A 19,970-nucleotide genomic window follows, 5' to 3' on the forward strand; every position below is an offset into this window, starting at 1 on the left:
TCGTGTTCAAGATGCGCGGCACGTCGGTACCACGATGTCAGACGACCGGGGGGCGACCCAGCCGGGTCAGCCGCCACACCGTACGCCACCTCATGGGGCGGCGCGGTCCGCAGGGGGTCGTCCAGCCCTCGCGGAAGCCGCCGCACCACGCCTTCAGCGCGGAGAGGGAGGGCCGCCGGGCCAGGGTGAGCAGAAGCCAGACGCCGAGATAGACCGGCACCAGGGGCGCGGGCAGATTGCGACGTGCCAGCCACACTCGGTTGCGGGCCACGTTGAAGTGGTACGAGGCGTGCCGGGACGGGGCTGTGGTGGGGTGCAACAGCACCATGTCGGAACGGTAGTCGATCATCCAGTCGGCGTCGAGCGCGCGCCAGGCGAGGTCGGTCTCCTCGTGCGCGTAGAAGAACTCGCCCGGCAGGGCGCCGACTTCGGCGAAGACCTTGGTGCGGACCGCGTTGGCGCCACCGAGGAAGGTGGTGACCCGCGAGGAGCGCATCGGGTCGGAGGCGCGCAGGCGCGGCACGTGCCGGCGCTGGGTGGTCCCGGTCTCCGGGTCGGCGATGCGGAAGGTGATGATGCCGAGGCGCGGGTCGGCGGTGAAGGCCTGCCGGACCAGTTCGGCGGTGTCCGTGTGCGCGAGGAGTCCGTCGTCGTCGAGGAACAGCAGGACGTCGACGTCGGTGCCGCCCGGGCCGAAGGCCTCGATGCCGACGTTCCGGCCGGCCGGGATGCCGACGTTCTCCGGCAGGTCGACGGTCCGCACCCAGTCGGGCAGCCCGGTGACCGGGGTGCCCTGTCCGACGACGACGACCTCGACCCGGTCGCCCTCCTGCGCGGCGACCGAGTCGATCAGCGCGCGCAGCTCGTCGGGGCGGTTGCCCATCGTGATGACGACGGCTCCCACCCTGAGCGGCGCACCGGGGACCGGCCTCACTTCAGCCTGCTGGAGACCATGATCGACACCAGGTGGAGCACGGTCTGGAGCAGCGCGATGCCGGCGAGGACGGCGACGCCGACCCGGGAGAAGAACAGATCGCCGCGGACGTGGTCCGCGATCGCCAGGGCCACGATCAGGAGCGAGGCCTCGATGCCGAGGACGAGCCGGTGGAACTTGAGCGCCGCGGCGGCCCTGCGGGCCAGCGCCATGCCGGAGGAGCGCGGTTCGGACGCCGCCTCCTTGACCGGCGGCAGACCGCCCTGGTGGCGGGCGACACCGACGAGGTCGGTCTCGGCCTTGATCAGGATGGCGCCGAGGGCGGCGAGCGTGCCGAGGAAGGCCCACAGCCAGTCGATCCGGCCCGAGCCCCACAGGTCGGCGGCGCGCAGGCCGAAGCCGACGAGCACGGCCGCGTCGCACAGATAGGCGCCGACCCGGTCCAGGTACACCCCGCCGAGCGAGAACTGCTTCTTCCAGCGGGCCACCTCGCCGTCGACGCAGTCGAGCAGCAGGTAGAGCTGGACCATGAGCGCGCCGAGGAGGGCACCCGGGATCCCCGGCACGAGCAGCGCCGGGGCCGCGAGGACGCCCGCGAGGGTCATGACGTAGGTGAGCTGGTTCGGTGTGACCCGGGTGCCGACGAGGTGGCGGGTGATCCGGAGCGAGATCTCCCGCATGTACAGACGGCCGCCCCAGTGCTCACCGCTGCGCCGGTCCTTCACACCCGGGGGGTGGACGACCGGTCGGAGCTCAGCTACCGATGGCTTTTGCATAGTCGGCGTACGCGTCCCTGATCTGGTCGTCGGACAGGTCGAGGTGTTCGAGGATGGTGAAGCGGCCCGGCCGGGTCTGCGGGGCGAAGGACACCGCCTGCACGAACTCGTCCACGGTGAAGCCCATCTCCTCCGGCCGGACGGGCAGCCCGTGCCGGCGGAGGGTCTCCACCATCTGCGCGGACCCCTCGCGGGCGCCGCGCAGGTGCATGGCGAAGGCCGCTCCGAGACCGCACTGCTCGCCGTGGCTGGCGGCGCGGGCCGGGAAGAGCAGGTCGAAGGCGTGGCTGATCTCGTGGCAGGCGCCCGAGGAGGGGCGGCTGTCCCCGCTGATCGACATGGCGATGCCGGACATCACCAGGCCCTCGGAGAGGGAGACGAGGAAGTCGTCGTCGCCGACGCCGCCGGGGTGGCGGAGCACGGCCTCGCCGGCGCTGCGGGCCATGGCGGCCGCGAGGCCGTCGACGGGCTCGCCCGTCACCTCGTGGGAGAGCTCCCAGTCCGCGATGGCGGAGATGTTGGAGATGGCGTCGCCGATGCCGGAGCGGACGAAGCGGACCGGCGCCTCCCTGATCACGTCCAGGTCGATGACGAGGGCGATCGGGGTGGGGACGCCGTAGGAGCCCCGGCCGTTGTCGTTGTCCAGGGTCGAGATCGGGGAGCAGATCCCGTCGTGCGACAGGTTGGTGGCGATGGCCACCAGCGGCAGCCCGACCCGGGCCGCCGCGTACTTGGTCACGTCGATGATCTTGCCGCCGCCGAGGGCGACCACGGCGTCGTACCGCTTGCCGCGCATGGCGTCGGCGAGCTTCACGGCCTCGTCGATGGTGCCGCCCGCCACCGGGTACCAGTCGGCACCCGGCAGCTCGGCGGCGAACTGCTCACGCAGCTTGAGGCCCGAGCCGCCGCTGATGGCGACGGCGATCTTGCCGTTGCTGGAGATCCGCTGGTCCGCGAGGAGCGCGGACAGGTCGTCCAGCGCTCCCCTGCGGATGTCGACGACGACCGGCGAGGGGATCAGCCGAGTCAGTACTGGCACGCGATCTCACGGCCCTTCGCGAGGTCGTCGTGGTTGTCGATCTCGACCCACTTGACGTCGCCGATGGGGGCCACGTCGATGGTGAAGCCGTCGTCGACGAGCTTCTGGTAGCCGTCCTCGTAGTAGAGGTCCGGGTCGCGCTCGAAGGTCGCCTTGAGGGCGTCGGCGAGCGCCTCCGCGGCCTCGGGCTCGATGAGCGTGACGCCGATGTACTCGCCGGTCGCGGTGGCCGGGTCCATGAGCTTGGTGATGCGCTGGACGCCCTTGCCCTCGGCGGTGATGACCTTCATCTCCTCGTCGGCGAGGTTCTTCACCGTGTCGAGGGCGAGGATGATCTTCTGGCCGTTGCCGCGGGCGGCGAGCAGGGTCTCCTCGACGGAGACCGGGTGGACGGTGTCGCCGTTGGCGAGGATCACACCGCGCTTGAGGACCTCACGGGCGCACCACAGGGAGTAGGCGTTGTTCCACTCCTCGGCCTTGTCGTTGTCGACGAGGGTGATCGTGAGGCCGTACTTCGCCTCCAGGGCCTCCTTGCGGGCGTAGACGGCCTCCTTGCGGTAGCCGACGACGATCGCGACCTCGGTGAGGCCGATCTCGGCGAAGTTCTTCAGCGTCCCGTCGAGGATCGTGGTCTCGCCGTCGACCGGCACGAGGGCCTTCGGAAGGGTGTCGGTGTAGGGGCGCAGACGCCGTCCGGCACCGGCTGCGAGTACGAGGCCGATCATGCTGTTTCTCCTTCGTCGTGAACGGCGGGTGCTCCGGAGGAGACCCAGAAGCGGATGGACTCCACGAGCACCACGAGCGCGACGGCTGCCGCGAGAGCGGTCAGTGCCAGGGTGAAGTCGTCACCGCGGTCCGCCAGGAGGGCGGCGAGGACGGCCACCAGGAGCGTGCGCCCCTCGTGTCCGCCGGTGACGCGCACCAGCCAGGCGGGCGGCGCGCCGGTGCCCCCGCGAATGCGGTACACCGTGTCGTAGTGATGGTAGGCGACTGCCGCGACCAGGCCGAATGCCGCGGGAAGGGCTCCCGGGGCGTCGGAGCGGGCGGCGAGGACGAGGACGGTGGTGTACTCGGCGGCGCGGAAGAGCGGTGGTACGAGCCAGTCCAGGGAGCCCTTGAGCGGGCGGGCGACGGCCGCGCCGGCGAGCACCACGTACAGGACCGCGACGACGACGGTCTGCCGGTCCCCGAAGGGGCGGGCGAGGACGCCGGTGAGGAGTGCGCCGGTGGCGATCGCGGCGAGGACGACGCCGGGGCCGAGCGGGCCGGTGCGGCGGAGGGAGCGGGCGATGCCGCCGGCCAGCGGGCCGGAGTCCGCGAGGTCCGCCAGTGCCTGGGCGGCGCGGTCGGTGCGCTTCGCCTTGCGGGTGAGGGAGCGCAGGACGCGGCCCGCCGTGGTGTAGCAGGCGCCGAAGGCGCAGCCGATGATCAGCGCCCAGAAGACGATCCGGGGGCTGGTGACGGCGGTGAGGACGGCGATCATCGCCCAGCGCTCGCCGATCGGCAGGATGATCATGCGGCGGGCCCAGACGGTCCAGCCGAGGCTGTCGAGCCGGTCGGAGAGGGCCGCGGTGGGGCTGGTGTTGGCGGTGGCGTCGTGATTGGCCTCGTTGAACGAGAAGTCCACGACGTGCCGGCAGGTCATCAGGACCATCGCGCCGAGCGCCAGGGCCCAGACGTCGTCGCCGTTACGGGCCGCGCCGAGGGCGAGGCCCGCGTAGAAGGCGTACTCCTTGGCGCGGTCGAAGGTGGCGTCGAGCCAGGCGCCCATCGTCGAGTACTTCAGCGCGTACCGGGCGAGCTGCCCGTCGGTGCAGTCCAGGACGAAGGAGACGAGGAGGAGGACGCCGGCGGCGATGTAGCCGCCGCGCTCGCCGGTCGCCGCGCAGCCGGCCGCGATCAGGGCGGTGAGCAGCGAGGCGGTGGTGACCTGGTTGGGGGTCAGTCCGCGGCGCGCGCACCAGCGGGCGATGTAGCGCGAGTACGGGCTGATGAAGAAGGTGGTGAAGAAGCCGTCGTGGGCCTTCACGGCCGAGCGGAGGCGTACGGCCTCGTCGTCGACCGCGTCCACGGCGGCGCGTGCCTCGTGGCGGGTCTCCGGGTCGGCGGGGACGGTGGCGACGAGGGTGCCGAGCTGGGGCCGGTGCACGGCGACGCCGTCGGCGTCGAGGGCGTCGGCGACCGTGCCGGGGAGGTCGCCGGTGGCCGGGGCGTCCTTCAGCGCGCGGGCGAGCGCGGGACGGGCCCCGCTCTGCGCGGTGAGGGCGCCGGGTACGGCGGCTGCCGGGAACCGGGGGTCGGTGAGGGCGAGGCGCAGCGCGTGCAGGTGGCCGACGAACCGGGGGTCGACGAGCGCGACGCGCTCGCCCGCCGGGACGGTGGCCAGCACGGCGGCGGCCTCGTCGGCGCCGGACGCGGCCTTGACGTCGAAACCGAGCGACCGCAGATCACCGTCGAGCGAGGATCCGGGTGCCGGCGGGCCGGTGAGGATGGCGGTCGACAGACGAACTCACTCCTTGGAGCTGACGGAGGGGCCGGCGGGGCCCATGGCGCCCCGGGCGCGGCGGTGCGGCCCGGCACCGGGCGGCGGCACGTCGGCTGAGGCTATCGGATGAACAGAGCGTGAGTTCACCGAGGCTTCGCGGGCAGGACTCCCCCGGGCCCACCCGTGTCCTCGTGGGTGAGCCGCGCCCTGCGGAGATCATCATGGGCGATCGGCGGCCCGCCCCACAACCGGCGGACCGTCCCACTCACCGCGGTCGGGCGCCGCCGCGAGGGCCCTGGGCGCCGGGTTTGGGCCACGGCCGGACAGCCTGGCATCACCGCAGGTCAGAGCATATGACAACGGTGTTCAGTACCGTGTTGCACATACCCCCCACCCGTAGTTGACTTGCTGCTCGGGGCACCTGCGACGACATGATCTGGAGGCCATTCCATGGGGGCTGGACACGACCACGGGCACAGTCACGGCGGCCCGCCGCCGACCGGTACCGCCGCGGCCGCGTACAAGAACAGGCTGCGGATCGCACTCGGCATCACGCTCTCCGTGATGGTGATCGAGATCATCGGCGGTGTGCTCTCCGACTCGCTCGCCCTGATCGCCGACGCGGCCCACATGGCGACCGACGCGGTCGGCCTCGCGATGGCACTGCTCGCGATCCACTTCGCCAACCGGCCGCCCTCGGGGAACCGCACCTTCGGGTACGCGCGGGCCGAGATCCTGGCGGCACTCGCGAACTGTGTGCTGCTGCTCGGTGTCGGCGGTTACGTGCTGTACGAGGCGATCCAGCGGTTCGTCGAGCCGGCCGAGACCAAGGGCGGCCTGGCGATCGCGTTCGCGGTGGTCGGCCTGGTCGCCAACGTCATCTCGCTGTCGCTGCTCATGCGGGGCCAGAAGGAGAGCCTCAACGTGCGCGGGGCGTATCTGGAGGTGCTCGCGGACGCCCTGGGCTCGGTCACCGTGATCGTCGCGGCGGGCATCATCCTGGCCACGGGCTGGCAGTACGCCGACCCGATCGCCTCGATCGTGATCGGCCTGATGATCGTCCCCCGCACGGTCAAGCTGCTGCGCGAGACCCTGGACGTGCTCCTGGAGGCGGCCCCCAAGTGCGTCGACATGGCGGAGGTACGGGCCCACATACTGGCCCTGCCGGGGGTCGAGGACGTGCACGACCTGCACGCCTGGACGATCACCTCGGGGATGCCCGTGCTCTCGGCGCACGTGGTCGTGGACCAGGGCGCGCTGGACTCCGTCGGCCACGAGAAGATGCTGCACTCCCTCCAGGGGTGCCTCGGCTCACACTTCGACGTGGAGCACTGCACCTTCCAGCTGGAGCCGGTCGGGCACGCGGAGCACGAGGCGAAGCTCTGCCTCTGAGCCCCCGGAGGCGCAGGCCGCCTGTTAGTCTTTTCGTACGAACGTGTGTGAGAGGAGCTGAGGTTGATGACCGTCGCGATGGAGGCTGCCCGCAGCGGCAGCGCCCGGTCGTCCCTCAGCCTCCGGGTCTCCGGCTGACCTGATCCCGGTTCCCACCGGTTCGTCACGTCGTCGGCCGGGGCCCTCTCACCAAGGGTTTCCCACGTTGTCCGACAACGCACTGCACGACTCCTTCTTCGCCCTGCACCACGGTCTTCCGCGGCAGGGCCCCGGCTCCGACACCACGACCCGTCGGCTCCTCGCGCTCGCGGGGACGCTTCCGGAGCGTCCCCGCGTGCTCGACCTGGGCTGCGGCCCCGGCCGTTCCTCGCTGCTCCTGGCCGCCGAGGCGGGCGCCGATGTGACCGCCGTCGACACCCACGAGCCGTTCCTCGCGGAGCTGCGCGAGTCCGCCGCCGCCCGCGGACTCGACGGCTCGGTCCGTACCGACGGCTCGGTCCCTACCGGCAGCTCCACGATCCGTACCGGCGGCTCGGTCCGTACCCTCCGCGCGGACATGGGCGCGCTGCCGTTCCCCGACGGTTCCTTCGACCTGGTCTGGGCGGAGAGCTCGGTCTTCGTCCTCGGTTTCGACCGGGCACTCGCCGAGTGGCGCAGGCTCCTGGCACCCGGAGGCACGCTGGTGCTCACCGAGTGCGTCTGGACCACCGGGGAGCCGGACCCGGTGCCCCGCGCCTTCTGGGAGGAGCACTACCCGCTCCGCAGCATCACCGGGAACGCCGAGGCGGCGGTCGAGGCCGGCTACCGGGTGCTCGGAACCTTCACCCAGCCCGAGAGCGACTGGGACGAGTACTACGGCCCCCTGGCCGCGCGCGCCGAGGCGGCGGACATCACCGTGCCGGGCATGGCCGAGGCCGTGGCCGGGGCGCGGGCCGAGATCACCCTGCGGAGTGAACACGGCTCCGACTACGGGTACGCCGGATTCGTCCTGCGGCCCGCCGACCCCCGCTGGCCCACCCGTCCGGAGACCGCCGAGGACGCCCCGGCGGTCCGGCGGATCGTCGCCGAGGCCTTCGGGTCGGACGCGGAGGCCGAGCTGGTCGACGCGCTCCGGCGGGACCCCGACGCCTGGCTCCCGGGCCTGTCGTACGTGGCCGAGGCGCCGGACGGCTCGGTCGCGGCGCACGCCCTGGTCACCCGCTGCCGGGTGGGTGACGCCCCCGCGGCGGCGCTCGCGCCGGTCTCGGTGGCTCCGGAGCACCAGCGGGCGGGGGCCGGGCAGGCCGTCGTCCGGGCGGTGCTCGACGCGGCCCGGCTGCGGGGAGAGTCGCTCGTCCTGGTCCTGGGCCATCCGGAGTACTACCCGAGGTTCGGGTTCGCACGCGCGTCCGCGTACGGGATCAAGCCAGGTTTCGAGGTCCCGGACGAGGCGATGATGGCGCTCGTCCTGGACGACTCCGTGCCCGTTCCGCCGGGCACGATCGCCTATCCGGCGGCTTTCGGGGTCTAGCCTCCTCGCGCCGTCCCTCCGCTCCCGCCCACCGGTGGTACTCCGGTGCGGCGGGAGCGGCCGCGTCCGGCCGCCGAAGTACGGACAAGCCGGGTTTGTACGGCAGACTGAGGTGGCCCTACCGGGCCGAGGACCGATGCGAAGGATGGGTATGCCGACCACACCAGCCACCGCGGCTCAGATCTCTCCGGAGATCATGTCGAACGGTGTCCAGCCGTCCGGAGTCCCGGCGCCGATCATGCTCGAACTGGTCGACGAGGACGGGACGACGATCGGCACGGCCGAGAAGCTCGCCGCGCACGAGGCGCCCGGGCTGCTGCACCGCGCCTTCTCCGTCTTCCTCTTCGACGAGTCGGGCCGGCTGCTCCTCCAGCGCCGGGCGCTCGGCAAGTACCACTCCCCCGGCGTCTGGTCGAACACCTGCTGCGGCCACCCCTACCCGGGCGAGGCGCCGTTCACGGCCGCCGCCCGGCGGACCTTCGAGGAGCTGCGCGTCTCGCCCACGCTGCTCGCGGAGGCGGGCACCGTCCGCTACAACCACCCCGACCCGGCCTCGGGTCTGGTGGAGCAGGAGTTCAACCATCTCTTCGTCGGTCTCGTGCAGGCCACGCCCCGACCCGATCCGGAGGAGGTCGGGGACACCGTGTTCGTGACCGCCGCCGAGCTGGCCGAGCGCCACGCCGCCGCGCCCTTCTCCGCCTGGTTCATGACGGTGCTCGACGCGGCGCGTCCGGCCGTCAGGGAACTGACGGGTCCGTCCGGGGGCTGGTGACGACCGGCTGGTGGATCACGGCCTCCGGCCCCGGTGCCATCGGGGCCAGGGGCAGTGCCGCCCAGATGATCTTGCCGCCGCTCGCGGTGTGCTCGACGTCGCAGGCGCCGCCGGACTCCTGGGCGATCTCGCGGACCAGGAGCAGCCCGCGGCCGCCCGTCTGCCCGTAGTCCGCCACGAGGGCCTTGGGGCGGTACGGGTGGTTGTCCTCGACGGACACCCGGATCCACTCGGGGCCGATGGCCACCTCCACCGCTATCTCCGGCGACAGCAGCGCCGCGTGCCGCACGGCGTTGGTGACCAGCTCGGAGACGATCAGCAGCAGGCCGTCCATGATCTCCTCATGGACGGGGACGCCCTGGCGTACCAGCAGGTCGCGTACGGCGTGCCGGGCCTGCGGGACGGAGACGTCGACCGCGGCAGCGGTGAAGCGCCAGACTCCTTCGTAGGACGGTTGCCGGGCGGGGCCACCCCCGTGGGTCTCCACGGTCCGGTTCCCACCCTCGTGCTCGATTCTCGCCACGGATCGAGTCTTGGCAATGCGCGCGGGCGGACCGGCCTACTGACCAGAAGTCGACACTTATCGGCCGCTTTCCGATCGGTTGATTATGCCCATGTCAGTTGTTCGACTGATCGGTTGCGCTTTCTGACGGATCCGGGGCGGGGGCCGGAGCCGGTGTCACCATACTCACGATCCTCCGCCCGCCCACGCCGATCGCGATCAGGCCGAGGCCGTCGAAGAGCAGCGCGAGCGAGAAGAAGACCCCGAGGACGTACCGGCTGCTGTCCGGCCAGTCGAACAGGACCAGCAGACCGAGGAGCAGACCGAAGGCGCCCTGGAGGAGGGTCCAGCCGAACTGCGGCCCGCGCACCACCACACTGCCGACCAGCCGGAAGACACCACCGGTCAGGAAGAGCAGGGCGGCGAACATCGTCAGCGCCTCCGCCGAGCCCTCCGGGTGACGGAGCACCACGAGGCCGACGGCGATGTTCAGGGCGGCCACCACCGCGGCGAGCCAGAAGTAGCTGGTGCCCCGCGACTGGATGGCCTGGAGCAGACCCACGGCACCGCCGATCAGCAGCAGCCAGCCGAAGAGCAGCATCGAGGTGAGGGTGGCGAGGCCCGTGTAGACCAGGCCGACGACGCCGCCGACGACGAGCAGGACGCCGAGCACGGCCAGCCAGCTGAAGCTCCTGTTGAGCCGTTTCCCCTCGCGTGCCATCTCGCGGACCGGGTCCGGTCCCTCGTGCGGCTCGTGGGCGTCCTTGGCCATGCGGTGCCTCCTCGGGACGGCCCCTTCCTGATCGTACGTTCGGGTACGGCGGATAGCATCCGGCCCATGGAGCCGCAGCTGCAGGACAGCGTCACGGACGGGATCGCCACCGTCGTCATCGCCAACCCCGCCAAGCGCAACGCGATGAGCGCGGCCATGTGGCGCGCCCTGCCCGGTGTCCTGGAGCGGCTCGCCGCCGACCCCGCGGTGCGGGTCCTGGTCCTGACGGGCGAGGGCGACACCTTCTGCGCCGGGGCGGACATCTCCGCGCTGCGGGAGCCCGGGGACGAGCAGCAGACGCTCGCGGTACGGGCCGAGGAGGCCCTCGCGGCCTTCCCCAAGCCGACCCTCGCCGCCGTCCGGGGCTTCTGCGTCGGGGGCGGCAGCCAGCTCGCCGCCGCCTGCGACCTGCGGTTCGCCGAGGAGGGGGCCCGCTTCGGGATCACCCCGTCGAAGCTCGGGATCGTCTACCCGTCCTCCTCGACCCGCAGGCTCGCCGCCCTCGTGGGTCCTTCGACCGCCAAGTACCTGCTGTTCTCCGGTGAGTTGATCGATGCCGAGCGGGCGCTGCGGACCGGGTTCGTGGACGAGCTCCATCCCGTGGGCGAGCTGGACAAGCGGGTGGCCGAGTTCGCCCGGGTACTGGCCTCGCGCTCGCTCCTGACGCAGGCGGCGGCCAAGGAGTTCGCGGACGGGCGTCTCGACCGGGACTCCCACTGGGCCGAGCAGGCACGCGGCAGCGGCGACACCGCGGAGGGTGTCGCCGCCTTCCTCGAGCGCCGCGCGCCCCGCTTCACGTACGGACTCTGAACCTCGGCTCGCGTACGGGCTCTGAACCCGGTACGGGCTCCGGGCCTCGGCTCGCGTAAGGGCTCCGGGCCTCGGCTCGCGTAAGGGCTCCGGGCCTCAGCTCTCCCGCGCGAGCGACTCGACCGGCTGTCCGCGCCAGTGCGCCACGATCGCGGCCGGGGCCTTCTCCGGCGAGCCCGCGTCGTACGGGGGCTGCGGGTCGTACTCGGTGAGCAGCTGGATCGTCTGGGCGGTCTCGTCGCCCGCGATCCGGCCGATCAGGTGCAGGGCCATGTCGATGCCGGAGGAGACGCCGGCGGCCGTGACGTACTTGCCGTCGAAGACGACCCGCTCGCCGGTGGGTTCGGCTCCCAGCGCCTTGAGCTCCTCGTAGGCGAGCCAGTGGGTGGTGGCGCGGCGGCCGCTCAGCAGTCCGGCGGCGCCCAGGATCAGGGATCCCGTGCAGACCGAGGTGGTCCAGGTGCTGGTCTCGTCCGCGGCACGGAGCCAGGCCTGGATCTCCGGGTCGTTCATGGCCTGCCGGGAGTCGGGGCCGCCGGGTACGAGGACGATGTCCGGGTGCGGGACGTCGGCGAGGGACTTGTCGGCGACGAGGGCGAGGCTGCCCTGGTCGTTGCGGACGGGTCCGGTCTTCTTGGCGACGAAGACGGTCTCGGCCCCGGGCAGCCGCGCGAGCAGCTCGTACGGGCCGACGGCGTCGAGGGTGGTGAGGCCCTCGTAGAGCAGGACGGCGATCTGCATGGTGATCCTTTTCAGTCGACTCGGTGGACAGGTGCGTGGAAGCGGCGGCGGTACTCCGCCGGGGCGGTCTTCAGGGCCTTCAGGAAGGCGCGGCGCATCGCCTCGGAGGTGCCGTAGCCGGAGGCGCGGGCGACCTCCTCGACCCCGCGCGAGGTCTCCTCCAGGAGCCGGCGGGCGTGTTCGAGCCTGACCCGGTCGACGTAGCGGCCGGGCGGGGTGCCGGTCTCCGCGTGGAAGGCGCGGGCGAAGTGGCGGGGCGAGAGCCGGGCACGGGCGGCGAGCGCGTCGACGGAGAGGTCCGACTCGGGGTGTTCGGTGATCCATTGCTGGAGGTCGCGGAGCGGCTCGCGGCGGGCGGTCTGGGCGGACAGCTGGGCGCTGAACTGGGCCTGGTTTCCGGGGCGGCGCAGGAAGACGACGAGGTGGCGGGCGACGGTGAGGGCCACGTCCCGGCCGAGGTCCTCCTCGACCAGGGCGAGCGCCAGGTCGATGCCGGCCGTGACACCGGCGGAGGTGGAGAGCCGGCCGTCCCGTACGAAGATGGGGTCCGGGTCCACCTCGACCTCGGGGTAGTCGCGGGCGAGGTGGTCGCAGGTGGCCCAGTGGGTCGTCGCCCGGTGTCCGTCGAGCAGCCCGGCCTCGGCGAGGAGCAGCGCCCCGGTGCAGACGGAGACCAGACGCCCGGCGGCCGGGGCGTGCGTGCGCAGCCAGTCGATCAGGGCGGGGGCGGGGTCGCGGGTGCCCTCGCCGCCGGGGACGACGAGCGTGTGCGGGGCGCCGTCGGCGACGGCTTCGGCGAGGGTCGTGTCGGGGAGCAGACGCAGGCCGCTGTGCGTACGGACCGGTCCGCCGTCCAGTGAGGCGGTGGTGAGCGCGTACGCGGACGGGTCCCCCGAGGCGCGGCCGGCACCGGCGAACACCTCGAAGGGGCCGGTGACGTCGAGGCTCTGGACCCCGTCGAAGAGGACGACGAGAACGGTTCGCTGCGTCATGCGCTCCATCCTTCGCGGGTCCCGCGGCGTCCGCAACGACGGGGACCCCACCTTTTCTGCCATCGGGGGTTTGGTCGTTTGCCCCGGCCCGCCTGTTCCCGTCGTACCGACCAGTCGGTAACATTCGGCCATGACGACCTCGCTCCCCCCGCGCGCCGGACGCCGCTGCCACAACGCCGTCAACACGACGCACACCACGCTCTACTTCTCGCCCGACCTCGACCGCGAGTTCGGCGCCCTCGGCATCACCGACGGCGCCGCGGCGCGGCTCGCCGCCCGCAGCGCCCCCCTCGGCGCCGTCGGCGCCGGCACCGTCGCCGCGACCTTCTACAACTACAACCACGAGCTGCTCGCCCAGCACCTGCCCGCCGTCTGGGAGGCCGCGTCGCCCGCGGCCGTCCTCGACGCGCGGCTGCGCGCCGCCGACGCCACCCTCCGCCGGCTCCTCGGCGAGGAGACGCTCGCCTCCCCGGAGATGGCCGAGGCCGCCGAACTGGCCCTGCGCGCCGCCGAGGCCTGCACCCGGCACGCCCGGCCCCTCTACTCCGCCAACGCCGATCTGCCGGTGCCGGAGGCCCCCCACCTCGCCTACTGGCACGCCGCGACCCTGCTGCGCGAGCACCGGGGCGACGGCCACCTCACGGCCCTGCTCACCCTCGGCCTCGACCCGATCGAGGCGGTCGTCTCGCACACCGCGACCGGCAGGGCCATGAGCCCGCGCTGGTTCCTCGGCAGCCGCGGCTGGCGGCGCGCCGACTGGGAGGCGGCGGCCGAGCGACTGCGCGCACGCGGCCTGCTCGACACCGACGGCGAGCTGACCGAGGCCGGAGCCCGGCTGCGTGAGGAGGTGGAGGAGATCACCGACCGGCTGGACTCCGCCCCGTACGAGCACCTCGGCGTGGCCGGGGTCGAGCGGCTCACCGAACTGGCCCGCGGCTTCGCCGTCTCCGCGGCCGGCGCGGGCGGCTTCCCGGCGGACCTGCTCGGCAAGGGCTGAGACACGGGGTCCCGGCGCGCGGGTATTCGGGTCGGATGCCGCGTACGGGTGAGCGACCCGGCACAATGCACTCGCAAGCTTGAGGCACGAGAAGGCGAGTCGGGACACCGTGACCACGTCCATCGAAGCAAGGATCGCCGAGGAGCTCGGCGTACGCGAGCGACAGGTGAAGGCAGCCGTCGAGCTGCTCGACGGCGGTTCGACCGTGCCGTTCATCGCGCGCTACCGCAAGGAAGCGACGGAGATGCTCGACGACGCGCAGCTGCGCACCCTGGAGGAGCGGCTGCGCTATCTGCGCGAGCTGGAGGACCGCCGGTCGGCGGTCCTCGACTCGGTACGGGAGCAGGGCAAGCTGACGGAGGAGCTTGAGGCCCGGATCCGGGCCGCCGACACGAAGGCGCGGCTCGAGGACATCTACCTGCCCTTCAAGCCGAAGCGCCGGACCAAGGCCCAGATCGCGCGCGAGGCCGGTCTCGAACCGCTGGCGGAGGGGCTGCTCACCGACCCGTCGGTGGAGCCGGCGTCCGCCGCCGCGGCCTTCGTGGACGTGGACAAGGGCGTCGCGGACGCCGCCGCGGCCCTGGAGGGCGCGCGGGCGATCCTCGCGGAGAGGTTCTCCGAGGACGCCGACCTCATCGGGGAGCTGCGCGAGCGCATGTGGGGCCGGGGCCGGCTGGTGGCGAAGGTGCGGGACGGGCAGGAGGAGGCGGGGTCGAAGTTCGCCGACTACTTCGACTTCGCCGAGCCGTTCACGGCGCTGCCCTCGCACCGGGTGCTCGCCATGCTGCGCGGCGAGAAGGAGGACGTGCTCAGCCTCGACCTGGAGCCGGAGGAGCCCGTCGAGGGACCTTCTTCGTACGAGGGGATCGTCGCGCACCGCTTCGGCGTGGCCGACCGGGGGCGCCCCGGGGACAAGTGGCTCCAGGACACCGTCCGCTGGGCCTGGCGGACCCGCATCCTGGTCCACCTCGGGATCGACCTGCGGCTGCGGCTGCGGACGGCCGCCGAGGACGAGGCGGTCCGGGTGTTCGCGGCGAACCTGCGCGATCTGCTGCTCGCCGCACCGGCCGGCACCCGGGCGACGCTCGGCCTCGACCCCGGCTTCCGTACGGGGGTGAAGGTCGCCGTGGTCGACGCGACCGGCAAGGTCGTCGCCACCGACACGATCTACCCGCACGTGCCCGCCAACAAGTGGGACCAGGCGCTCGACAGGCTGGCGCGCCTCGCGAAGGAGCACGCCGTCGAGCTGGTCGCGATCGGCAACGGCACGGCCTCCCGCGAGACCGACAAGCTGGCGGCCGAACTCCTCGCCAAGCACCCCGACTTGAACCTGACCAAGGTGATGGTCTCGGAGGCGGGCGCCTCGGTCTACTCGGCGTCCGCGTTCGCCTCGCAGGAACTGCCCGGTCTCGACGTGTCGTTGCGCGGGGCCGTCTCCATCGCCCGACGGCTCCAGGACCCGCTCGCGGAACTGGTGAAGATCGACCCGAAGTCCATCGGCGTCGGCCAGTACCAGCACGACCTGGCCGAGGTGAAGCTCTCGCGCTCCCTCGACGCGGTCGTCGAAGACTGTGTGAACGGCGTCGGCGTCGACGTCAACACGGCCTCCACGCCGCTCCTTTCGCGGGTCTCGGGCATCAGCTCCGGTCTCGCGGAGAACATCGTCGCGCACCGGGACGCCAACGGTCCCTTCCGCTCCCGCCGGGCGCTCAAGGACGTGGCCAGGCTCGGCCCGAAGGCGTACGAGCAGTGCGCGGGCTTCCTGCGCATCCGGGGCGGCGACGACCCGCTCGACTCCTCGTCGGTGCACCCCGAGGCGTACCCGGTGGTACGCCGGATGGTGAAGGCGACGGGCGGCGAGGTCGCGGCGCTCATCGGTGACACGGGCAGGCTGCGCTCGCTCCGGGCGGACGACTTCGTCGACGAGACCTTCGGTCTGCCGACGGTCACGGACATCCTGCGCGAGCTGGAGAAGCCGGGCCGTGACCCTCGTCCGGCGTTCAAGACGGCCACCTTCAAGGAGGGCGTCGAGAAGATCGGCGACCTGGAGTCCGGGATGATCCTCGAAGGGGTCGTCACCAACGTGGCCGCCTTCGGGGCGTTCGTGGACATCGGTGTGCACCAGGACGGTCTCGTCCATGTGTCGGCGATGTCGAAGAACTTCGTCAAGGACCCGCGCGACGTGGTGAAGCCCGGCGACGTGGTCAAGGTGAAGGTCCAGGACGTGGACATCCCGCGCAAGCGGATCTCGCTGACGCTGCGGCTCGACGACCAGGCCGGCACCGAGACCCCGGACGGAGCGCCCCGGCGCGAGCGGGGCGAGCGCTCCGGACGCCCGCCGCAGCAGCGGCAGGGCGGCGGGGGTGGCGCCGGCGGCGGCCGGGGCGAGCGCGGGAACCAGGGCGGGAACCAGGGCGGACGGTCCGAGCGGGCCGGACAGTCCGACCGCGGCGGCCGGGACAACCGGGGCGGCGGCGGTCAGGGCGACCGGAACGGCCGGGGCGGGCAGTCCGGACGGGGCGGCCAGTCCGAGCGGGGCGGCCGGGACCGCGCCGCCGCTCCCGCGCCCGGGAACAGCGCGATGGCCGACGCCCTGCGCAAGGCAGGCCTGCTGGGCGAGGGCGGCGGCAAGCGCCGCTGACCGCACAGGCCGCACGAGGCCACAGCCCATCGGGCTGTGGCCTCGTCGCATGAGGAAGCTCCTCCGCGGCGCTACGGCAGGAAGCGCATGGCCCAGTCGGCGCGGTTGGCGACGGAGAGGTCGTCGTCCGCCGTGAGCGGCTGGAGGAGGGAGCGGGCCGTCTTCGGGTCCGCCTGGACCAGGTCGACGATCTCGGCGGCCAGGCCGTCCTGGTCGTCACCGAGGTCGACGGCGGAGGCACGGATCAGCGCGGGGAGGGCGTCCGGGCCGCCGACGGCCGCGAGGACACCACCGAGGAGTTCACGGGCGTAGGCGTTCCGTTCGGTCAGGGCGCGGTCCAGCTCCACCTGGAGGCGCGGCAGGAGGCCGGCGTCGCCCGAGGCCGCGATCTCGTCGGCGAGGTCGATGGTCTCGTCGACGTCCGCGTCCAGATCGTCCAGCATCTCGGTCAGCCGGGTCAGTAGGTCGGTCATGGTGCCTCCTGGAAAGCGCCGTCCACGAGGACGGGGACGGCCGTCGAGCTGTCGACCTCCGCCGCCACGGCCACGTCCTGCGGAAAGCCGTACTCGTACAGTTCACGGCCCGAGTCACAGCCGTGCAAGGCGGCGACCGGGTCCTCGGTGGCCGACCACAGCGTGGCCGCCGCGGTCGCCTCCGGGGTCAGGGTGTGCGGGCCCACGAGCCCGGCGAGGACGGCGCCCGCGCCGAGCAGGTCCTCGAGCGCCGGGCGCAGCGAGCCGTCGGGCCACCGCTCGCCGGACGCGATGACGGCGAGCGGGCGCTCGGCCGAGCCGTACCCCCGGTCCGTGAGCCAGCGGGCGACGGCCGAGTGGTTGCGGAGGGAGGCGGCGACGACGGTGGCGTCGGCGGCCTCCGCCGCGATGGTGGAGCCGTTCGGCGAGGGCAGGACCAGGCGCGGCGGCATCGGGGCGGCGCGCAGGGCGGCCGCGGAGAGTGTCCACGGGTGCGTCGCCGTGGCCTCGCTCCGGCCGACGGCGAGGACGGCGTTCTGCTGGTGCGCGTACGCCTCGGCGGTCGCGTCCCGCCAGCGGTACGGGTACACGGCCGCGCCGCCCTCCACGGCGACGCCCACGGCCGTGGTGAAGGACAGCACGTCCACGACGACCACGCAGGCGGCCGAGGGGGCGAGGACCCGCGCCGCGACGGGCCCCCACCCGAAGGAGACCGTCATCGCGGGCCCCGGCGGGACGCGAGCGCCGGAGCCGGGCGCCGGCCGTGCGTGAGCGCCGCCGGAGCCGGGCCCCGGCGGGACGGGAGCGTCATCAGAGTTCGGTCACCTTGCCGGCGGCGACCTCGATGCGCCGGGTGGTGCTGACCGCGTCGAGCATCCGCCGGTCGTGGGTGACGAGCAGCAGGGTGCCGGTGTACGAGTCGAGCGCGGCCTCCAGCTGTTCGATGGCCGGCAGGTCCAGGTGGTTGGTCGGCTCGTCGAGGACGAGCAGGTTCACACCCCGGCCCTGGAGCAGCGCGAGCGCGGCGCGGGTCCGCTCGCCCGGAGACAGGGTGGTGGCGGGCCGCATCACATGGACGGCCTTGAGGCCGAACTTGGCGAGCAGCGTACGGACCTCGGCGGGCTCCATGTCCGGCACGGCCGCGCAGAACGCGTCGAGGAGCTTCTCCGTACCGTGGAAGAGCTTCCGCGCCTGGTCGACCTCGCCGACGACGACGCCCGAGCCGAGGACCGCGTCACCCGCGTCGAGCGGCAGCCGGCCCAGGAGGGCGGCGAGCAGGGTCGACTTCCCCGCGCCGTTGGCCCCGGTGACGGCGACCCGGTCGGCCCAGTCGATCTGGAGGGTGACGGGGCCGAAGGAGAAGTCGCCCCGGCGCACCTCGGCCTCGCGCAGGGTCGCGACGACCGAGCCGGAGCGCGGCGCGGCGGCGATCTCCATGCGCAGCTCCCACTCCTTGCGGGGCTCGTCGACGACGTCGAGGCGTTCGATCATGCGCTGCGTCTGGCGGGCCTTCGCGGCCTGCTTCTCGCTGGCCTCGCTGCGGGCGTTGCGTCCGAGCTTGTCGCCGTCGGTGGCCTTGCGGCGGGCGTTCTTGACGCCCTTGTCCATCCAGGACCGCTGCATGTGGCCCCGCGCTTCGAGGGCCGCCTTCTTGCCCGCGAACTCCTCGAAGTCCTCACGGGCGTGCCGCCTGGCCCTGTCCCGCTCCTCCAGGTACGCGTCGTACCCGCCGCCGTACAGGGTGATCTGCTGCTGGGCGAGATCGAGCTCGAGGACCTTGGTGACGGTGCGGGTGAGGAACTCGCGGTCGTGGCTGATGACGACCGTCCCGGCCCGCAGTCCCTTCACGAACGCCTCCAGGCGCTCCAGACCTTCGAGGTCCAGGTCGTTCGTGGGCTCGTCGAGCAGGAAGACGTCGTAGCGGGAGAGGAGGAGCGAGGCGAGTCCCGCGCGGGCGGCCTGGCCGCCGGAGAGGGAGGTCATCGGCTGGTCGAGGCCGACGGTGAGGCCGAGGGAGTCGGCGACCTCCTCGGCGCGCTCGTCGAGGTCGGCGCCGCCCAGGTTCAGCCAGCGGTCCAGCGTCTCGGCGTACGCGTCGTCGGCGCCGGGCGTGCCGTCGACGAGGCCCTGGGTGGCCTCGTCCATGGCCGTCTGGGCGGCGGCGACGCCGGTGCGCCGGGCGAGGAACTCACGGACGGTCTCCCCGGGGCGCCGCTCCGGCTCCTGCGGGAGGTGGCCGACGGCGGCGGTGGGCGGGGAGAGCCGGAGCTCGCCCTCCTCCGGGGCGTCGATCCCGGCGAGCAGCCGCAGCAGGGTCGACTTGCCGGCGCCGTTGACGCCGACGAGGCCGATCACGTCGCCGGGGGCGACGACGAGGTCGAGGCCGGCGAAGAGGGTGCGTTCGCCGTGGCCGGCGGCGAGGTCCTTGGCGACGAGGGTTGCAGTCATCAGGGAACGAATTCTAGGGCCTGTCCCGAACGGCGTGCGGAGGCGTCGAGGAGCCGCAGCAGTACGGCCCGGTAGTCGGCCCCGTGGAAGCGGTACGGGCCGACGCCGGGGTACCCGTCGCGGGCCGGGTCGGCGGCGGGTCCGGTCTGCCAGGCGAAGTCTCGCCAGACGATGACATCGCCGTGCTCGCCGTACTCTCCGTACTCGCACTCGCGCTCGACGACGGCCGTGACGACTCCGCAGCCGGGGTCCGCGCAGTCGGGGCAGGAGTAGATCACCTGGCGGCCGTCGGCGGGCGCGGGGGCGGCCTCGGGGAGGTGACGGCCGTGCGTCGGCGCCGGGGCGGCGGCGAGCAGGCGGTGGATGTGCTCGGCGCGGAGGGTGGGCGGCAGGTCGGCCGCGAGGGGCGAGACCGCGTCGGTGCCGTCGGCCCCGTCGAGCCGGTGGAGGAGCGGTCTGCCGTCGACGACCAGGTCGACGTCGTCGGGCCGGGGGCGGGCGAAGCCGCTCGGGAGGGCACCGTCCGGGAGGACGGCGGGGGCGAGGTCGAGGGTCGTGTACGCGGCCGGCATGACTACGAGCATTCCCCGGCCGGGGTCCCGGTTCCATGGCTGGGCCGTCCCGGAAATGTACCGGTCCGGGTACGGCCCGCCCCTGGTGGGCGACGTGGGCGGCCCGGTCGGCGT

The 19,970-nt window shown here is 73.0% G+C and carries 19 protein-coding genes; 6 read left to right on the forward strand and 13 right to left on the reverse strand.

The window, feature by feature from the left end; genetic code table 11:
• Window positions 1–37 precede the first annotated feature (37 nt).
• From ACIRB7_RS15635 to ACIRB7_RS15655, 5 genes are read right to left on the reverse strand one after another with little or no spacing between them, the layout of a single operon-like run.
• Window positions 38–883 (reverse strand): glycosyltransferase family 2 protein, encoded by an 846-nt coding sequence (locus ACIRB7_RS15635; RefSeq protein WP_403598818.1) that lies wholly within the window; start codon window positions 881–883, stop codon window positions 38–40.
• Between the two features lie 47 nt (window positions 884–930).
• Window positions 931–1,710: a CDP-alcohol phosphatidyltransferase family protein gene (locus ACIRB7_RS15640; RefSeq protein WP_403597977.1), complete on the reverse strand. Its 780-nt coding sequence runs from the start codon at window positions 1,708–1,710 to the stop codon at window positions 931–933.
• Window positions 1,688–2,749 (reverse strand): iron-containing alcohol dehydrogenase family protein, encoded by a 1,062-nt coding sequence (locus ACIRB7_RS15645; protein WP_403597980.1) that lies wholly within the window; start codon window positions 2,747–2,749, stop codon window positions 1,688–1,690. The genes ACIRB7_RS15640 and ACIRB7_RS15645 overlap by 23 nt, the downstream gene beginning before the upstream one ends.
• On the reverse strand, window positions 2,737–3,474 hold the full coding sequence (locus ACIRB7_RS15650; RefSeq protein ID WP_403597982.1) for a sugar phosphate nucleotidyltransferase: 738 nt from the start codon (window positions 3,472–3,474) through the stop codon (window positions 2,737–2,739). Before ACIRB7_RS15650 ends, ACIRB7_RS15645 begins: the two co-directional genes overlap by 13 nt.
• Window positions 3,471–5,252, reverse strand: a complete 1,782-nt coding sequence (locus ACIRB7_RS15655) for a DUF5941 domain-containing protein (RefSeq protein WP_403598821.1) — start codon at window positions 5,250–5,252, stop codon at window positions 3,471–3,473. Before ACIRB7_RS15655 ends, ACIRB7_RS15650 begins: the two co-directional genes overlap by 4 nt.
• Window positions 5,253–5,684: 432 nt before the next feature.
• Between ACIRB7_RS15655 and ACIRB7_RS15660 the strand changes: the two genes are divergently transcribed.
• The 3 genes from ACIRB7_RS15660 (at window position 5,685) to idi (ending at window position 8,908) form a co-directional block, all read left to right on the forward strand.
• Window positions 5,685–6,626 (forward strand): cation diffusion facilitator family transporter, encoded by a 942-nt coding sequence (locus tag ACIRB7_RS15660; protein ID WP_403597985.1) that lies wholly within the window; start codon window positions 5,685–5,687, stop codon window positions 6,624–6,626.
• 205 nt (window positions 6,627–6,831) lie between these two features.
• On the forward strand, window positions 6,832–8,136 hold the full coding sequence (locus ACIRB7_RS15665) for a GNAT family N-acetyltransferase (RefSeq protein WP_403597987.1): 1,305 nt from the start codon (window positions 6,832–6,834) through the stop codon (window positions 8,134–8,136).
• A gap of 151 nt (window positions 8,137–8,287) precedes the next feature.
• Window positions 8,288–8,908 carry an isopentenyl-diphosphate Delta-isomerase gene (gene idi / locus ACIRB7_RS15670; protein ID WP_403597990.1) on the forward strand — a complete coding sequence of 207 codons (621 nt, stop codon included), beginning with the start codon at window positions 8,288–8,290 and terminating at the stop codon, window positions 8,906–8,908.
• On the opposite strand, the gene ACIRB7_RS15675 is transcribed toward idi, so the two are convergent.
• Window positions 8,874–9,431 (reverse strand): ATP-binding protein, encoded by a 558-nt coding sequence (locus tag ACIRB7_RS15675; RefSeq protein ID WP_403597993.1) that lies wholly within the window; start codon window positions 9,429–9,431, stop codon window positions 8,874–8,876. The two genes, idi and ACIRB7_RS15675, sit on opposite strands and share 35 nt — an antisense overlap.
• Before the next feature lie 94 nt (window positions 9,432–9,525).
• A complete protein-coding gene (locus tag ACIRB7_RS15680; protein ID WP_403597996.1) occupies window positions 9,526–10,182 on the reverse strand; it encodes an HdeD family acid-resistance protein in 657 nt (218 codons plus the stop codon).
• Between the two features lie 66 nt (window positions 10,183–10,248).
• Here ACIRB7_RS15680 and ACIRB7_RS15685 point away from each other — a divergent pair, with 66 nt between their 5' ends.
• On the forward strand, window positions 10,249–10,992 hold the full coding sequence (locus ACIRB7_RS15685) for an enoyl-CoA hydratase/isomerase family protein (RefSeq protein ID WP_403597998.1): 744 nt from the start codon (window positions 10,249–10,251) through the stop codon (window positions 10,990–10,992).
• Between the two features lie 96 nt (window positions 10,993–11,088).
• On the opposite strand, the gene ACIRB7_RS15690 is transcribed toward ACIRB7_RS15685, so the two are convergent.
• Complete coding sequence (locus ACIRB7_RS15690; protein WP_403598001.1) at window positions 11,089–11,733, reverse strand: DJ-1/PfpI family protein; 645 nt, start codon at window positions 11,731–11,733, stop codon at window positions 11,089–11,091.
• 11 nt (window positions 11,734–11,744) lie between these two features.
• Window positions 11,745–12,725 (reverse strand): GlxA family transcriptional regulator, encoded by a 981-nt coding sequence (locus ACIRB7_RS15695; protein ID WP_403598004.1) that lies wholly within the window; start codon window positions 12,723–12,725, stop codon window positions 11,745–11,747.
• A gap of 130 nt (window positions 12,726–12,855) precedes the next feature.
• On the opposite strand from ACIRB7_RS15695, the gene ACIRB7_RS15700 reads away from it, so the two are divergent.
• A complete protein-coding gene (locus ACIRB7_RS15700) occupies window positions 12,856–13,722 on the forward strand; it encodes a hypothetical protein (RefSeq protein WP_403598005.1) in 867 nt (288 codons plus the stop codon).
• A 109-nt stretch (window positions 13,723–13,831) separates the two neighbouring features.
• Window positions 13,832–16,363, forward strand: a complete 2,532-nt coding sequence (locus ACIRB7_RS15705; RefSeq protein WP_403598008.1) for a Tex family protein — start codon at window positions 13,832–13,834, stop codon at window positions 16,361–16,363.
• Between the two features lie 71 nt (window positions 16,364–16,434).
• Here the strand turns inward: ACIRB7_RS15705 and ACIRB7_RS15710 are convergent, their stop codons facing one another.
• The 4 genes from ACIRB7_RS15710 to ACIRB7_RS15725 all read right to left on the reverse strand — a co-directional run bounded on the left by ACIRB7_RS15710 (window position 16,435) and on the right by ACIRB7_RS15725 (window position 19,856).
• The gene (locus ACIRB7_RS15710; protein WP_403598011.1) at window positions 16,435–16,836 is read right to left on the reverse strand and encodes a hypothetical protein; all 402 of its coding nucleotides are present in this window, start codon (window positions 16,834–16,836) and stop codon (window positions 16,435–16,437) included.
• A complete protein-coding gene (locus ACIRB7_RS15715) occupies window positions 16,833–17,555 on the reverse strand; it encodes a 2-phosphosulfolactate phosphatase (RefSeq protein ID WP_403598014.1) in 723 nt (240 codons plus the stop codon). The genes ACIRB7_RS15710 and ACIRB7_RS15715 overlap by 4 nt, the downstream gene beginning before the upstream one ends.
• 91 nt (window positions 17,556–17,646) lie before the next feature.
• Complete coding sequence (locus ACIRB7_RS15720; RefSeq protein WP_403598017.1) at window positions 17,647–19,284, reverse strand: ABC-F family ATP-binding cassette domain-containing protein; 1,638 nt, start codon at window positions 19,282–19,284, stop codon at window positions 17,647–17,649.
• Window positions 19,284–19,856: a hypothetical protein gene (locus ACIRB7_RS15725; protein ID WP_403598020.1), complete on the reverse strand. Its 573-nt coding sequence runs from the start codon at window positions 19,854–19,856 to the stop codon at window positions 19,284–19,286. Before ACIRB7_RS15725 ends, ACIRB7_RS15720 begins: the two co-directional genes overlap by 1 nt.
• Between the last annotated feature and the right edge of the window lie 114 nt (window positions 19,857–19,970).

Source organism: Streptomyces sp. NPDC093795 (genome assembly GCF_044764665.1).
Lineage (GTDB): Bacteria > Actinomycetota > Actinomycetes > Streptomycetales > Streptomycetaceae > Streptomyces.

Excerpts from the sequence above, each read along its gene's own strand:
- ACIRB7_RS15695 (WP_403598004.1), bottom strand. The coding sequence starts at position 12,725 with ATGACGCAGCGAACCGTTCTCGTCGTCCTCTTCGACGGGGTCCAGAGC.
- ACIRB7_RS15685 (WP_403597998.1), top strand. The coding sequence starts at position 10,249 with ATGGAGCCGCAGCTGCAGGACAGCGTCACGGACGGGATCGCCACCGTC.
- ACIRB7_RS15710 (WP_403598011.1), bottom strand. The coding sequence starts at position 16,836 with ATGACCGACCTACTGACCCGGCTGACCGAGATGCTGGACGATCTGGAC.
- ACIRB7_RS15715 (WP_403598014.1), bottom strand. The coding sequence starts at position 17,555 with ATGACGGTCTCCTTCGGGTGGGGGCCCGTCGCGGCGCGGGTCCTCGCC.
- ACIRB7_RS15720 (WP_403598017.1), bottom strand. The coding sequence starts at position 19,284 with ATGACTGCAACCCTCGTCGCCAAGGACCTCGCCGCCGGCCACGGCGAA.
- ACIRB7_RS15650 (WP_403597982.1), bottom strand. The coding sequence starts at position 3,474 with ATGATCGGCCTCGTACTCGCAGCCGGTGCCGGACGGCGTCTGCGCCCC.
- ACIRB7_RS15680 (WP_403597996.1), bottom strand. The coding sequence starts at position 10,182 with ATGGCCAAGGACGCCCACGAGCCGCACGAGGGACCGGACCCGGTCCGC.
- ACIRB7_RS15690 (WP_403598001.1), bottom strand. The coding sequence starts at position 11,733 with ATGCAGATCGCCGTCCTGCTCTACGAGGGCCTCACCACCCTCGACGCC.
- ACIRB7_RS15700 (WP_403598005.1), top strand. The coding sequence starts at position 12,856 with ATGACGACCTCGCTCCCCCCGCGCGCCGGACGCCGCTGCCACAACGCC.
- ACIRB7_RS15635 (WP_403598818.1), bottom strand. The coding sequence starts at position 883 with ATGGGCAACCGCCCCGACGAGCTGCGCGCGCTGATCGACTCGGTCGCC.
- ACIRB7_RS15660 (WP_403597985.1), top strand. The coding sequence starts at position 5,685 with ATGGGGGCTGGACACGACCACGGGCACAGTCACGGCGGCCCGCCGCCG.
- ACIRB7_RS15640 (WP_403597977.1), bottom strand. The coding sequence starts at position 1,710 with ATGCAAAAGCCATCGGTAGCTGAGCTCCGACCGGTCGTCCACCCCCCG.
- ACIRB7_RS15725 (WP_403598020.1), bottom strand. The coding sequence starts at position 19,856 with ATGCCGGCCGCGTACACGACCCTCGACCTCGCCCCCGCCGTCCTCCCG.
- idi (WP_403597990.1), top strand. The coding sequence starts at position 8,288 with ATGCCGACCACACCAGCCACCGCGGCTCAGATCTCTCCGGAGATCATG.